This is a genomic window from Actinoplanes sp. NBC_00393 (assembly GCF_036053395.1).
Taxonomy (GTDB): Bacteria; Actinomycetota; Actinomycetes; order Mycobacteriales; family Micromonosporaceae; genus Actinoplanes.
This window is the reverse complement of sequence record NZ_CP107942.1, coordinates 9762610-9776526: the sequence shown is the minus strand read 5'-3', so window position 1 is coordinate 9776526 and position 13917 is coordinate 9762610. Positions and strand designations below refer to the sequence as shown.

Sequence of the window (13917 nt, the reverse complement as noted above, 5' to 3'; positions counted from 1 at the left end):
CACGATGCGCTTCTTCTCCAACGAGGCCAAGGACAACGCTGACGAGCGGGACCCCGACGACCGGACCGACGCCGGACAGACCGATACGGTTCAGTCCGACCCGGTTTCGGTGCCGCAGCAACGGGCTGGTTCGCCGTGGCAGCACGGGCCCGCCGACAGCACCGACCGGCCGCCGGCACACGAGCCCGCTCCGCAGCCGACCGCGTTCGGCGCGTCCACTGTGGGTGGTGCGGTCGCCGCGTCGGCCGCGGCGGGTCCGTACGACGACACCTCCCGGGCCACCGACCGCACCACGGACGCGGCCTCCGGCGTGGCCGACGACCGGACCGCCCCGCTGAACAGCGACGACACCCGCGACGAGACCCGCGACCGGACCAGCGACGCGGTGGATGATGTCGACCGGACCGTTCCGCTGGGTAGCCGCGCCGCCGGCGACGACATCGCGGCCGTGCCCGTGGGCCACACCGACACCCCGGCGGCGGCCGCAGTTCGTACCGACCGCACCGACAGCGCCGCGAGTCGCAAGGACGACGACGCGGCAGTCGATCTGGCGCTCGAGGACAAGGGCACCTTCGACGACCCGAAGCTGGCCGAGGACGCCCGGCACGAGACCGACAAGGATCACGACGGGACCCCGGACCGGGAAGAGATCGCCGAGGCCTGGGCCGAGGACGACAAGCCGGCGGAGACCACACCGGCGGAGACCACACCAGCGGTGATCGCGCCGGCCGACACCAAGCCGGCGGCGACGGCCGGCCCCGCACCCTTCTTCCCGACCGCTGACACCCAGTCGCTGCGGGAGCGGTGGCGTGACGTGCAGTTGCGTTTCGTCGACGACCCGAAGGGCGCCACCGGGGAGGCGGCCGGCCTGGTGGACGAGGCGGTCGACAAGCTCACCAAGGCCCTGCGCGACCAGCGCGGCTCGCTGGCCAAGGGCACCGACGACACCGAGGCGCTCCGGGTGGAGCTGCGCAGCTACCGGGACATCCTGGACCGGCTGCTGGGCCTCTGAAAGCACCGAGAGAGGGAGGGAAGCCGGGCGGCCTCCCTCCCTCTCTGCTGTCAGAGCTTTCGCTGTCAGAGCTGCGGCGGCGTCTCCTCGACCGGCGGCCAGGACGGGTCCGGATCCTCGGTCGACTCGGTGGGTGGGGTCTCCGGGTCGTCTGCGGACGGCGAGGCGGAGACCGGCGCGGAAGACGAGATCGACGGCGACACCGACGGGCTCACCGGGACCACCCGGGTGGCCTCGACCGGCGGGGTGAACGGCGCCTCGGTGGTGGGCTCGACGGTCCGCGGGCTGAGCGGGGAGATCGTGTACCCGGTGACCGGGTCGGAATCGACCTGCGGGTCGCCCGCGCCGACACCACCGAGGTCGAGGTCGAGCTGTGATTCGGGGCCGGGAAGCTGCTCACCGACAGTGGCCGGCTGCACGGGCGGAGCGAGGTCGACCGTGCCCAGTTGGGCGCCGAGCCACAGGGCGGGACCGACGCCGATCGCCACAATGGCTCCGAAGAGCGCCAGCGGACCCCGTTCCATGAGCGCCCTCCCCCCGCTTCCGAGACGATCGTCGCGCGTCTCCCGACCCCCTGCTACCCATTTCCGGCGGCCACGAAGCGAACAATCGCTGAGGCTATTGTGACCCAAAGTGACGTAGCGATTGCTCATCCGTCGGGGATGAGACTTCGGATTAGTCCGCTTCAGCGGGTTCCGGCGAGGAAGGCGACCGCGTCGTCCCAGGCAGACCAGCCGCCGGGCAGTTCCTCGGTGTCGAAGGCCGGGCGCAGGGTCAGGCTGCCGCCGTCGCGCAGGCCGATCACCCAGCCGCGGCGCCGTCCCGGCAGCTCGGTGACCGAGGCCACGTCGACGAACGGGACGAACCGGCCCGCGTTCTCGGCCGGGATCCCCTCACCGGCGATCCGGGTGAGCCGCCGCCGCGCCTCGGCGGTCCGGCCGCGAGGCAGGCCGGGCAGCAGGCGGAGACCGAGATCAGTGATCAGCAGATCGGTACGCTCGCCGTCCGCGGTGAGGTTGACCAGGCCACCGAGCGCCTGCGCCCGGGCCGGCCCGGCGCCGTCGGCGGGCGCGGCGAGATCGACCCCGATCTTCTCCAGGTACTCCCGGACCGCCGCCGTGGTCTCCGGGTCGGCGGCGGCCACCGCCAGCTCGGCGAGGTTCAGATAGGCGCCGCCCACCCCGACCACCTCGGCCGCGCCGGTCCAGCTGTGCCGCCACCGGACGATCCCGCTGCGCAGCGCAGCCAGGGCCAGCATCAGGCCGAGCAGGTCGACGATGCGCGCGGTGGTCTCTTCCGGTGTGCCGCCGGGAAAGATCGTGCCGGCCGCCTCACGCAGCCGTCCGTTGCCGGCGAGCTCGAGGACCTGTTCCGGACCGGACACCGGGGTGCCCACCGCACGGGAGATGGTGGCCAGCGTGGCCTGGGCCTCCCGCTCCATCTCGGTGGTCCGGGCCAGGCTGAGGAATTCGTCCCAGGAGACGACCGCGCGGCCGCCGGGCGGGAACGCCACCGCCTGCAGTGCCCGCCCGAGTTCGGGCAGGTCAGGAACGAGTTCCTCGGCGGCCTCGGGAGACTCCTCCGACGGCTGTTCGGACGGCGTCAGCGCGGCCAGCCGGTCCGCGAGCGGCGGATGCGTGTCCCACGGCCCCACCGGCTCGGGTTCGCGCGTACGCAACCGGGTCAGGTCCGCGGACCGCGCGGCCAGCACCCGCAGCAGCCCGCCGAAGATGTCGTCCGGGACGTGCCCGGCCTGCCAGCCCGGCCCGACGTACTCGGCGTGGAACAACCGCTGCATCCCGGCCAGGGCCGGCAGGTCGCGCAGGGCCGCGACAGCCGGCCCCACCCCGGCGTGCTCGGCGGCGATCCGGTCGGCGGCCAGCTCCTGCTCCCGGCTGAACGGCGCGTCGACCCGCCGGTACCAGCCGGCGTAGGCCCGCAGCACCGCCCCCGCCGGGTTGCGCCGGGAGATCCGCGGCACCACCCGGCTCACCGCGACCCGGCCCCGGTACGCGATCGGCGCCCATCGGCTGGACTTGGGCGAGTAGTGCGCCAGCTCGTGCGCGACCACCGCACGCAGCCGGTCCGGGTCCCACGCCATCAGCAGCGGCAACCCGAGATAGAGGTCGCGGCGCCCACCGAGCAGGCCGAGCAGCCGGGTACGTTCACCGAGCACCACGGTCGCGTCGGCCACCACGGTCACCGACTCCGGACGGCGTACCCCGGCCGCCGCGGCGGCCTTGTCGACCAGTTCCCAGAGCCGCGGCGCATCGTCGCGGGTCACCACCACCCCGGCCGGAACCCGGTATCGGGTGTGCAGGGCACGCCAGGTCGCGTACCCGGCCGCGCCGAACGTGGCGATGCTCAGCGGAACACCGGCGCGCAGCGCGACCGTGCTCGGCAGCAGCGACAACACGATCCAGAGAACCAGCAGCACCGCCGCCAGTTGCAGCCCCGCGACGATCAGGAACCCGGCCAGGGCCGCGACCGATGCCCGGGCCGCGCGTGCACCGCTGTTCAAGCCGTTCTCCTCCCGCAACACCGGCCCCAGCGTAGGCGGGGAAACCGGGCGCGGCCGTTTCGCACCCGCGCAGCGGGATATACGAGCGACATGGCTGACTTCGATCAGACGCTCGCTGTCGCTCTCAAGGGGTATGCGTGGCTGCCGGATCTGCGCCGCCGCGCGGGTGGCGGTGCGGTCCGGACCCGGGTGATGGGACAGCCGGCGGTGGGCATCTGCGGACCGTCCGCGGCGCAGTTCTTCTACGGCGCGGGGAACCTGGAACGGCACACCGCGCTGCCCGGCCTGGTGGTGCACACCCTGTTCGGCGCGGGGGCGGTGCACACGCTGGACGGCGGTTCGCATCGGCTCCGCAAGTCCCTGTTCACCCACCTGCTGCTCGGCGACGGCATCGATACGCCGGCGAAACTCGCCGGTGAGGCGTTCGACGAGGCGGCCGCGCAGTGGCAGGGCGACACGCCGGTCGTGCTCTTCGACGAGGCGGCGCGGGTCATCGCGGGTGCGGTCACGCGCTGGGTGGGCGTACCCCTGGAAAAGCGTGACGAGCGTGCCCTGGCCGCGGACCTGGTGGCGATGGTGGACGGCTTCGCGACGGTGGGGCCGCGAGCCGCGCGGGCCCTGGCCGCGCGGCGGCGGCAGGAGCGCCGGCTTTCGAAGATCATTTCGGCGGTACGCGCGAAAGCACCCACTGCCGAGCCCTTGTCAGTCGTCGCGCATCACACCGACGAGCACGGGCTGCTCGATCCGCGGACCGCGGCGGTGGAACTGCTCAACATCATCCGGCCGACCACCGCGGTGGCCTGGTTCGTCGCTTTCGCGGCGCACGCGCTCGACCGGTGGCCCCGGCACGGGATCCGGTTGCGGGCCGGCGACGACGAGTACACCCGGGCGTTCGTGCACGAGGTGCGCCGGTTCTACCCGTTCGCACCGTTCCTCGGCGGGCGGGCCACCCGCGACCACTTCTTCCAGGGTGAGCCGATCCCGGCCGGCACGCTGGTGCTGCTCGACATCTACGGCCAGCACCACGACCCGGAGCTCTGGGACGAGCCGTACGCGTTCCGCCCGGAACGCTTCCTGGGCCGCGACATCGGCGACTTCGACCTGATCCCGCAGGGCGGCGGCGATCCGCGGACCGGCCACCGCTGCCCCGGTGAGAAGCTCACCATCGCCCTGCTCGGAACCCTGGTCCAGCGCCTGGCACGGCTCGACTACTACCTACCCCCACAGAACACCGACATCGACCTGTCCCGCATCCCGGCCCGGCCCCGCTCCGGCATCGAAGTGGTCGTCCCCTGACCGGTCAGAGCCAGTCGATCTCCGGGGACCGGTGGTAGGTGATGCCGGCGGCGTCCCAGCGCGGGCCGAACGCGGCGAGCCGGCTCCGGAACGACGCCCAGTCCCGGCTGCCACGCGGTGACCAGGCCACCTCGGCGATGGCCGGCAGCCGCGGGAACGTCAGGTACTGCACGTCCGCGACGCTGCGCAGAGTCTCCGACCAGAGCGGCGCCTCGACCCCCAGCAGCGATTCCTCGCCCACGCCGGGCAGCCGGTCCGCCGGGTCCCAGTCGTACGCCCGCTCGACACTCAGATGTCCGGCCCAGTCCAGACCGAGCCGGGTGTCCGCGTCGTACTTCATGTCCAGATAGGTACGGTCGGCCGGCGCCATGATGACCTGCCGCCCCGCCGCGGCCGCCCGGGCCACGTCGGGCGACTCGCCCTCGAACCGCCAGTACTGCACGACGGTGCTCTCCGGCAGGTCGGTCGCGGCGATCTCGTGCCAGCCGATCGCCCGCTTGCCGTACTTGCCGGGCAGCGGGAGCACCCGGGCCAGGAAGGTGCGGTAGTCCTCCGGCGGCGTGGAGAGGCACTCGTCGCCGCCGATGTGCAGGTACGGGCCGGGGGTCAGGTCGGCGACTGTTTTAATGACGTCTTCGACGAAGGCGTACGTCTCCTCGAGCCCGGCCACCAGCGAGCTGTAGCCGACCTCGGCGTCGGTGCGCGGCGCGACCGGCTGCCCGTCGGCGGTCAGTTCGGGGTAGGCGACGTGCACCGCGTTCACGTGTCCCGGCATGTCGATCTCCGGGACGATCGTGATGAAGCGCTCGGCGGCGTAGGCGACGATGCTCGCGTACTCGGCGAGGGTCAGAAAGCCCGGCCCGGCCCCGTCGACGCCGGTGCCGGCACCCCCGCTGACCTCGGTGAGCCGGGGCCAGCCCGGGATCTCCAGCCGCCAGCCCTGGTCGTCGGTGAGGTGCAGATGCAGGTGATTGATCTTGAACTGGGCGAGCAGGTCCAGGTGCGCCTTCACCTCGTCGGCGGTGAAGAAGTGCCGGGCCAGGTCCAGCATCGCGCCCCGGTACGGATAGCGCGGCGCGTCCTCGATCACCCCACCAGGAAGATCCGATCCGAGCTGGCGCAGCGTCTGGATGCCCCAGAACAGGCCCTGCGGCGTCCCGCCGGTCAGCGTGACCGAATCCGCCGCGATCTCCAGCCGGTAGCCCTCGGCCGGAAGCGTTTCGTCGAGGCGCAGACGGATCGCTCCGTCGGCACTGATCGGCAGATCGAGGAACGCGGCGACGGCGGCAGCCTCGGGTACCGCGCTCACCGCCGTACCGGGAGTGATCGTGAAATTTGCGGCCGGATCCGGCCGCACCGAGGCCGGCAGCGGGATCACATCGCTGAGCTGCTTCGTCTGGGGGCGCACTCTGAACACTCTAAACTGTTTCCCCATGACGATCACCACGCGTCACGGCTCGATCGGCGACGAGAAGTCGTTGCACGATCTGGCGGCCCGAACCTTCGGGCTGGCCTGCCCGCCGGGAACGGCGCAGGCAGACATCGACGCCTTCATCGCCGCACATCTATCGGTGGAGAACTTCGCCCGCTATCTCGCCGACCCGGACCGGACCATCGTGCTGGTGTCCGTTGACGATCAGCCGACCGGATACTCGATGCTGGTCCGCGGCCCGATCGCCGACCCGGACGTGGCCGCGGTGGTGGACGAGAACACCAGCATCGAGCTGAGCAAGTTCTACCTGGCCCCGGAGCGGCACGGCTCCGGCATCGCGAACGCGCTGATGACCGAGACCCTCGCCGCGGCCGCCGACACCGGCGCCGAGTCGTGCTGGCTCGGGGTGAACCAGCAGAACGTGCGCGCCGCGAAGTTCTACGCCAAGCACGGATTCGAGATCGTCGGGGTCAAACGCTTCCAGGTCGGCTCCGAGTGGCACGACGACCATATCCGGCAAAGGGCCCTATCCTTCGCGCATGCTTGAGGTACGCGCGGCGCGCGACGAGGACGTCGAAGCGATCTGCGACATCTGCGCGCGGGCCTACCACGCGACCTACACCGGCCTGGTGAGCAGCGACTACCTGAACCGGATGCTGGAAGAGTTCTACCAGCCGGAACGCGTCGCCAAAGCCGTCGCCGCGACCCCGCCGGACTGGCTCGGCTATCAGGTCGTCACCGACTCGCAGCGGGTGCGCGGCTTCGCCGCCGGTGGGATCGTCGGACCCGGCGTGGGTGAGCTCTTCACGCTCTACCTGGACCCGGGCGAGCGCGGCCGGGGCCTCGGTACGCTGCTGCTGGACCGGGTGACCGACCAGTTGCGCGCGCTGGGCGCGACGGAGATGTGGGCGGCCGCGCTGGCCGGTAACGAGCAGGGCATGCCGTCCTACCGGGCGCGCGGTTTCCTCAAGGAGGGCGAACGCCGGGCATACGGCGCGACCGACGCCGAGGACTACCGCTCCTGGCTGCTGCGCCGCCCCATCTGACCGCCTCCCCGGCCCGAACCCCTCCCTGATCCGACGCCTCCCTTGCCCGACGCCCCCTTGTCCGACGCCTCCCTTGCCCGACGCCCCCCTTGACCGACGCCTCCCTTGTCCGACATCTCCCCCGATCCGAACGCATCCCCGATCAGACGCGGCGGCCCGGTCCGCCGACAACCGGCCCGCCACATCGGCTGCCGGTGTCGGCACGCCTACAACGACTGTGCCCGTATCCGAACCACTCACCGAGGCCGAGCAGGTCTTCTTGGGTCTGGCACCTCGGCGGGGGTGACAGCGCCAGCGAGGGCCGCGTTCGGTCCTTTCGATCACTGCGCCGCACGTCAGCGCCGCTGCCGCGCGGAGAGGCCGCTTCACCGCGCGGCCGAATGATCAACAGGGCGCGAAACGAAGGCTCAGTCGCACGTCAGCGTGGTCACCGTGACGGCGCTGCTAATCGCGCGCGGACGAAGCTGGCCCGTGCGTCGTCCTGTTTGATCAGCACGGCTAGGCCGCGTTTTATAAGGCTCGTAGCCACTGGTTGATGATGGCGATGGTGACGGTGGCTTCGAAGCGGACGGCGAGTTTGTCGTAGCGGGTGGCCATGGCACGGTGCTGTTTGAGCTGGCTGATGCCGCATTCCACGGCGTGCCGCAGCCGGTAGACGACCGGGTCGAAGGCGGGCGGCCGCCCGCCTTTGGACCCCTTCGCTTTGCGGTGCGCGTCCTGGTCGGCCTTGCTCGGGATGCACACCCGGATCCGGCGGCGGCGCGCGTACCCGCGGTTGCCCCGGCTCGTGTACGCCTTGTCGGCCAGCACCCGGTCGGGCCGGGTCCGCGGCCGGCCGCCGCCGAGCCGGTACACCTTGATCCGTTCCAGCACGGTGATGAACTGCGGGCTGTCCCCGCGTTGCCCGGCGGTGATCACCATGGCGAGGGTCTTGCGGCCCTGCTCGCAGGCCAGATGCGTCTTGGTGGTGAACCCGCCCCGGGACCGGCCCAGCCCGTGATCGTCAGGCTCGGTCTGCACGCCACCCGGCGGCTCCTTCTGCGCCTGCCCGTCGCGGCGGGCACCGGCAGCGTGCTGGTGGGCGCGGCTGATCGTGGAATCGACGCTCACCGTCCAGGTAATCTTCCCAGCGGCGTCAGCCTCAGATTGCAGCCGTGCCAGGATCCGCGCCCACGTGCCGTCGCGCTGCCAGCGCCGGAACCAGCCGTACAGCGTCTGCCAAGGCGCATAGGCCTCAGGCACGTCACGCCACGGTGTCCCCGCCCGGACCCGCCACCGGATCCCGTCGATGATCTGGCGTTTCGTCCACTTGGGCGGCCGCCCCCGACCAGACTCCGCAGGCAGGACAGGCTCCAGCGCCGCCCACTGCGCGTCGGTGAGATCGTGCCGCCTCGCTGCCGCTACCCTGGGCACGAGGTCTCCGGTCGTTCTTCGGTTTGCTTGGTCGCTAACCGATCTACCGGAGACCTCTTCAGTTATCGATCACCGCCACGCCGTGACATCGATGCCCTTACCAAACACGGCCTTAAATGCGGGGGCCGTCATAAGTCCCAGCCGGCCCAGCATGTTCCGGACATTTCGATCGTCCGGCTGGCAGTTGGGCACCCTTCATGCCGGCGGAGGCAACGACAGCTCCCAGCCGGCCTCCGGGAGCGGGCCTGGTGGATCTCCCAGCTGGGAGTTGTGGCTGTCATGGTGATCCACCACCGGACGAAGGCTGTGCCACCAGAACACCGCCGGCACGTCCGATCTCAGCTGGCCCACCAGGCTGTTCGCGGGGGACAGGAAACAACCGTCAGCGCCAGCCGGACAACTCGGCTGGCCCACTAGGCTGTTCGCGGGAGACAGGAACAACCGTCAGCGCCACCGGGACAACTCGGCTGGCCCACCAGGCTGTTCGCGGGAGACAGGAAACAGCCGTCAGCGCCGGCTGGCGCAGGGAGGTGGCTCGCACGGGGTTACGGCGCGAAGGTTGCAGCGGCGGCAGCTGGTCCGGCGGCTCGGGCGGCTCCGAAGCGAGCGGTGCGCTAGGGGGCCTCGCATGTGGAAGCGCCGCAGGTCAAGGCGAGGTCACGGACAGATTTTCGCGCGCCTGCATCAAGGCGAAGCCGAGCAGGTTCAGGCCACGCCAGGCGGCCGGGTCGGCGGCGCGCGGGTCGGTCGCGGCCAGACCAATGCCCCAGATCCGGTCGACCGGGCTCGCCTCCACTAGCACCCGGTGGCCGGTCGTCAGCAGGTAGTCGCGCAGGCGGGGATGCTGCCCGAACTTCGCGATGCTGCCGGCGACCACGATGCCGAACCGCTCCCGCTCCCAGATCTGCTCGTCGAAGTTCCTGGCCCGGCCGCCGAGCTTCTTGGCCTCGGCGGGATGGCGGACGGCGAGGATCCGGGCCGCGGTCTCCTCGTCGCCGAACAGCCGGGCCTTGCGCCACATCATGTAGTGCTCGGCGGACCCGAAGGTCACGCCGTCCACGGCGAACTCGGCCGGCCACCACTGACTCAGGCAGCCCGCGCCGACGCTGCCGTCGCGCTGCGGCTGGTGGCCCCAGAAGAACAGGAACTTCGCCGGCCGCTCGAGGGCGAGCAGGTCGGGCACGGTGAGCGGCAGTGAAGGCACGCGGGAAGTATCCGCCGTCACCAGAGATCCGGCATCCGGTTTAAAGATCCAGGAAATCTTATATAAGCCACAGCTTAAACGTGACGGAAAAGTGTCGCACCCGGTCGGTAGTTTGATTCGTGCGGACCGGCGCCACGGGGGCGCCGGTCCGTCCAAAGAGGCCTCAGGCCGCGCCGCGGACCAGGGCTTCGCCGGTTGTGCGCACCTGCTCGCGCAGCTCAGGCGGCGACTCCACGGTGAACGGGGCGGCCAGCACGCCCAGCAGCATGACCGGCCAGCCCAGGTCGTCGACGCTCATCCGCAGGCGGGAGGAGCCGTTCGGCAGTGACTCCACAGTGGCCCATTGGCCGGCGAACGAGCGGACCACGTCGGCCTCGGCCCGGATCAGCACCGACACGTCGTATCGACTGGGGATGGTGGCCAGCCGGCCGCGCAGCCAGGCCACCGGGTCGCCGCCGGGCAGGTCGCGCGGGCGGAAGCGGGCGCCGGTCAGGGTGGGTGCGGTCAGCCGGTCCACCCGGAAACTGCGCCAGTCGCCCCGGTCCAGATCCCAGGCGACCAGATACCACCGGCGGCCCAGCGACACCAGCCGGTGCGGCTCGACGTGCCGGCGCATCGTCTCGCCCTCGCGCGGGGTGTAATCGAAGCGCAGCCGCTCCTCACCCCGGCAGGCCATCGCGATCGTGGTCAGCGAGACCGCGTCCAGCGTGGGACCGCCGCCGAACACGCCGGGAGCGGTGACCGCCTGCAACGCGTCGATCCGGCGGCGCAGCCTCGGTGGAAGCAGTTGGATGACCTTGGCGAGTGCGCGTACCGAGGTCTCCTCGAAACCGGCCACGGCGCCGGCGGCGGCGCTGCGCAGGCCGACCGCGATGGCGACCGCCTCCTCGTCGTCCAGCAGCAGCGGCGGCACCGCGGCGCCCGCCTGGAGTTGGTAGCCGCCGGCGACCCCGCGGGCCGCGTCCACCGGGTAGCCGAGATCGCGCAGGCGGTCCACGTCACGCCGCAGCGTGCGGGGGCTCACCTCGAGGCGGTCGGCCAGTTCGGCGCCGGGCCAGTAGCGATGGGTCTGCAGGAGCGACAGGAGTCGCAGCATCCGAGCACTCGTGTTCGCCATGAATCCAGACTCCATCGGATTGCGGTCAGAAAGTGGCCGCTAACAACTCTAGCGTCGTAGACATGATGATTGAGACGCGAGAGCTGACGAAGCAGTTCAAGGACGTCCGCGCGGTCGACGGCATCAATCTGACGGTGGCGCGGGGCGAACTGGTGGCGTTGCTCGGCCCGAACGGCGCCGGCAAGTCGACCACGTTGCGGATGCTCACCACCCTCATCCCGCCGACCGCCGGGAGTGCTTCGGTCGGCGGCTTCGACGTCGTTCGCCAGCAGCGCGAGGTACGCCTGCGGATCGGCTACATCGGACAGGGCAACGGCGCCGGCCACAGCCAGCGCGGGCGGGACGAGCTGATCAGCCAGGGCCGGGCGTACGGGATGCGGGTTCGCGCGGCGCGGGAGCGGGCGAACGAACTGGTCGACTCTCTCGGGCTCGGTGACGTCGCCGACCGGACCGTCTCCACTCTCTCCGGCGGCCAGCGCCGCCGGCTGGACATCGCGATGGGCCTGATCCACTCACCGGAGCTGCTCTTCCTCGACGAGCCGTCCACCGGACTCGACCCGCAGAACCGGGCCAACCTGCAGGAGCACATCCTGCGCCTGCGCGAGGCACGGGAGACCACGATCGTGCTGACCACGCACTACCTGGACGAGGCCGACTCGATGGCCGAGCGGGTGATCGTGATCGACCACGGCCGGATCATCGCGGACGACACCCCGCAGCGGCTCAAGGCCAAGCACGTCGGCGATCACGTGATCCTCGGTTTCACCGCGGAGCAGGACGCGATCTCGGCGGCCCGCACGCTGAACGCGGAGCGGACCGGCACCGACGTCCGCGTCACCGCCGAGGACGGCCCGCAGCTGGCCCCGAAACTGCTCGACGACCTGAGTGCCGCCGGTCTGGCCGCCTCCTCGATCGAGGTCACCCGGCCCACTCTCGACGACGTCTTCCTCACCCTGACCGGCCGCAGCCTGCGCGAAGGCCGTACCGAAGAGACCGTGGAGATCTGATCATGACTTCGCTCGTCAGCGACACCCAGGTGGTCTTCTCCCGGGAACTGCGGCCGGTCATCCGGGACCCGTTCTCGGTGATCTTCTCGATGATCCAGCCGCTCTTCTTCCTGGCGCTGTTCGCCCCGCTGTTGCCCGACACGGGCGACGGCTCGGCGCTGCAGTGGTTCGTCCCCGGGATCATCGTGATGTCCTGCCTCTTCGGCTCCTCGATGACCGGCTCCAACCTGCTCTTCGAGATGCAGACCGGCTCGCACGAGCGGATGCTGGTCACCCCGCTGCGGCGGCCCGCGCTGCTGATCGGGCGGGCCCTCAAGGAGATCGTGCCGATGGTCGCGCAGGCCGCGCTGATCGTCGCCGTCTGCATCCCGTTCGGTTTCGAGCTGCACCTGGCCGGCGCGCTGCTCGGCCTGCTCATCCTGGCCGGGTTCTGCATCGGGCTGGGCGCGCTCTCCTACACGCTCGCGCTGGCGTCGAAGAACAAGGAGTGGCTGTTCTGGACCGTGCAGCAGACGCTGCTCTTCCCGCTGCTGCTGCTCGCCGGGGTGCTGCTGCCGATCGACAACGGGCCGGGCTGGCTGCGGACGCTGTCGCACTTCAACCCGATGACGTACGTGGTGAACGCCGAACGCGCCCTGTTCTCCGGTGACGTGCTGGCCCGCAGCACGCTCGAGGGCCTGATCGCGGCGGTCGGCATGGCCGCGATCGGCCTGTTCATCGGCGTTCGCGCCATGCAGCGCTCGGACTGATCGCCCGTTACTCTCTCGCCGTGCGGGCACGGCTACTTCCGGATGCGATCGGCCGGCTGCTGGGGAATCTCACGCGGCCGGCCGATCCGGTTCCGGCTGTCCGGCGTGGCGACCCGGATTCCGTCGTCGACTGCGCGGTCTACACCGGTGGCGTCCGCCGGGGCCGCGGGCAGATGCCCTACTCCGAGGCCGCCCGGCTCGCCCGCCGGCGCGGCTCGTTCGTCTGGCTGGGCCTGCACGAGCCGGACCGGGCGACGATGAACGCGGTGGCGGAGGTGTTCGGCCTGCACGAGCTGCTCGTCGAGCAGGCCGTCTCGGGCGGGCACCGGCCGGGCGTGGAGACCGTCGGCGAGGTGACCCGGCTGGTGCTGCGCACTGCCCGGTACGTCGAGCACGACCAGCTCACGGCCACGTCCGAGGTGGTGGAGACCGGCGACGTCACGGTGCTGGTCGGCCCGTCGTTCGCGATCACGGTGCGGCACGGCCCGGTGGGCCCGCTCTGGGCGGTACGCCGGGAGCTCGAACAACGCCCGGAGGTGCTCCGGCAGGGGCCGTGGTCGGTGGCGTACGCGGTGGGCAGCCGGATGGTCGACAGCTACCTGGAAGTCTCCGAGCACGTGCAGCACGACCTGGAGCGGATCGAGGAGGAGACCTTCGCCGCCGTCCGCTCCGCCGAGTTCGCGCACATCTACCAGCTGAAACGGGAGCTGGTGGAGTTCAAGCGGGCGGTCCTGCCGCTGACCGACCCGCTGACCCGGCTGCTGGAGATGCGCGGGCTGCCGAGCGGGCTGCGGCCGTACCTGGTGGACGTCCAGGGCCGGCTGGCCCGGGCGGTCGACCGGGTGGCCGGTTTCGACGATCTGCTGAACTCGGTCCTGCAGGCTCGGCTGGCCCAGGTCTCGGTCGATCAGAACCACGACATGCGCAAGATCGCCTCGTGGGCCGCGATCGCGGCGGTGCCGACCGTGATCGCCGGGATCTTCGGCATGAACTTCGACGTGATGCCGGGGATCGACTCCCGGTTCGGTTTCGCCGCCACCATCCTCGCTATGGTGCTGATCGGCGGCGGCCTGCACCGGCGCTTCAAGCGGGTCGGATGGCTGTGAACAACCCGATTACC

General features: G+C 71.1%; 13 protein-coding genes. 7 read left to right on the top strand and 6 right to left on the bottom strand.

What is annotated here, in order from left to right:
• Positions 1–4: 4 nt before the first annotated feature.
• Positions 5–1012: a hypothetical protein gene (locus OHA21_RS45330; protein WP_328466098.1), complete on the top strand. Its 1008-nt coding sequence runs from the start codon at positions 5–7 to the stop codon at positions 1010–1012.
• A gap of 65 nt (positions 1013–1077) precedes the next feature.
• Here the strand turns inward: OHA21_RS45330 and OHA21_RS45325 are convergent, their stop codons facing one another.
• A complete protein-coding gene (locus OHA21_RS45325) occupies positions 1078–1536 on the bottom strand; it encodes a hypothetical protein (protein ID WP_328466096.1) in 459 nt (152 codons plus the stop codon).
• Between the two features lie 161 nt (positions 1537–1697).
• A complete protein-coding gene (locus OHA21_RS45320) occupies positions 1698–3533 on the bottom strand; it encodes a M48 family metalloprotease (RefSeq protein ID WP_328466094.1) in 1836 nt (611 codons plus the stop codon).
• Positions 3534–3623: 90 nt separating this feature from the next.
• Between OHA21_RS45320 and OHA21_RS45315 the strand changes: the two genes are divergently transcribed.
• The gene (locus tag OHA21_RS45315) at positions 3624–4829 is read left to right on the top strand and encodes a cytochrome P450 (RefSeq protein WP_328466091.1); all 1206 of its coding nucleotides are present in this window, start codon (positions 3624–3626) and stop codon (positions 4827–4829) included.
• Between the two features lie 4 nt (positions 4830–4833).
• On the opposite strand, the gene OHA21_RS45310 is transcribed toward OHA21_RS45315, so the two are convergent.
• Positions 4834–6276, bottom strand: coding sequence for a family 20 glycosylhydrolase (locus OHA21_RS45310; RefSeq protein ID WP_328466089.1), 1443 nt, complete (start codon positions 6274–6276; stop codon positions 4834–4836).
• Between OHA21_RS45310 and OHA21_RS45305 the strand changes: the two genes are divergently transcribed.
• On the top strand, positions 6263–6808 hold the full coding sequence (locus tag OHA21_RS45305) for a GNAT family N-acetyltransferase (RefSeq protein ID WP_328466087.1): 546 nt from the start codon (positions 6263–6265) through the stop codon (positions 6806–6808). The two genes, OHA21_RS45310 and OHA21_RS45305, sit on opposite strands and share 14 nt — an antisense overlap.
• On the top strand, positions 6801–7307 hold the full coding sequence (locus OHA21_RS45300) for a GNAT family N-acetyltransferase (protein ID WP_328466085.1): 507 nt from the start codon (positions 6801–6803) through the stop codon (positions 7305–7307). The genes OHA21_RS45305 and OHA21_RS45300 overlap by 8 nt, the downstream gene beginning before the upstream one ends.
• Before the next feature lie 510 nt (positions 7308–7817).
• Here OHA21_RS45300 and OHA21_RS45295 read toward each other — a convergent pair.
• From OHA21_RS45295 to OHA21_RS45285, 3 genes are all read right to left on the bottom strand, one after another.
• Positions 7818–8720 carry an IS5 family transposase gene (locus OHA21_RS45295; protein ID WP_328466083.1) on the bottom strand — a complete coding sequence of 301 codons (903 nt, stop codon included), beginning with the start codon at positions 8718–8720 and terminating at the stop codon, positions 7818–7820.
• Between the two features lie 646 nt (positions 8721–9366).
• Positions 9367–9924 carry an NADAR family protein gene (locus tag OHA21_RS45290; protein ID WP_328466081.1) on the bottom strand — a complete coding sequence of 186 codons (558 nt, stop codon included), beginning with the start codon at positions 9922–9924 and terminating at the stop codon, positions 9367–9369.
• Positions 9925–10087: 163 nt separating this feature from the next.
• A complete protein-coding gene (locus tag OHA21_RS45285; RefSeq protein WP_328466079.1) occupies positions 10088–11041 on the bottom strand; it encodes a helix-turn-helix transcriptional regulator in 954 nt (317 codons plus the stop codon).
• A gap of 62 nt (positions 11042–11103) precedes the next feature.
• Between OHA21_RS45285 and OHA21_RS45280 the strand changes: the two genes are divergently transcribed.
• The 3 genes from OHA21_RS45280 to OHA21_RS45270 are packed head-to-tail and all read left to right on the top strand — an operon-like array spanning position 11104 to position 13903.
• Positions 11104–12048, top strand: a complete 945-nt coding sequence (locus OHA21_RS45280) for an ATP-binding cassette domain-containing protein (protein ID WP_442875016.1) — start codon at positions 11104–11106, stop codon at positions 12046–12048.
• A gap of 2 nt (positions 12049–12050) precedes the next feature.
• The gene (locus tag OHA21_RS45275; RefSeq protein ID WP_328466077.1) at positions 12051–12797 is read left to right on the top strand and encodes an ABC transporter permease; all 747 of its coding nucleotides are present in this window, start codon (positions 12051–12053) and stop codon (positions 12795–12797) included.
• A 20-nt stretch (positions 12798–12817) separates the two neighbouring features.
• Positions 12818–13903 carry a magnesium and cobalt transport protein CorA gene (locus OHA21_RS45270; RefSeq protein WP_328466075.1) on the top strand — a complete coding sequence of 362 codons (1086 nt, stop codon included), beginning with the start codon at positions 12818–12820 and terminating at the stop codon, positions 13901–13903.
• Positions 13904–13917 lie beyond the last annotated feature (14 nt).

Coding starts and splice junctions, on each gene's coding strand:
- OHA21_RS45300 (WP_328466085.1), top strand. CDS start 6,801: ATGCTTGAGGTACGCGCGGCGCGCGACGAGGACGTCGAAGCGATCTGC.
- OHA21_RS45305 (WP_328466087.1), top strand. CDS start 6,263: ATGACGATCACCACGCGTCACGGCTCGATCGGCGACGAGAAGTCGTTG.
- OHA21_RS45315 (WP_328466091.1), top strand. CDS start 3,624: ATGGCTGACTTCGATCAGACGCTCGCTGTCGCTCTCAAGGGGTATGCG.
- OHA21_RS45330 (WP_328466098.1), top strand. CDS start 5: ATGCGCTTCTTCTCCAACGAGGCCAAGGACAACGCTGACGAGCGGGAC.
- OHA21_RS45285 (WP_328466079.1), bottom strand. CDS start 11,041: ATGGCGAACACGAGTGCTCGGATGCTGCGACTCCTGTCGCTCCTGCAG.
- OHA21_RS45280 (WP_442875016.1), top strand. CDS start 11,104: ATGATGATTGAGACGCGAGAGCTGACGAAGCAGTTCAAGGACGTCCGC.
- OHA21_RS45325 (WP_328466096.1), bottom strand. CDS start 1,536: ATGGAACGGGGTCCGCTGGCGCTCTTCGGAGCCATTGTGGCGATCGGC.
- OHA21_RS45275 (WP_328466077.1), top strand. CDS start 12,051: ATGACTTCGCTCGTCAGCGACACCCAGGTGGTCTTCTCCCGGGAACTG.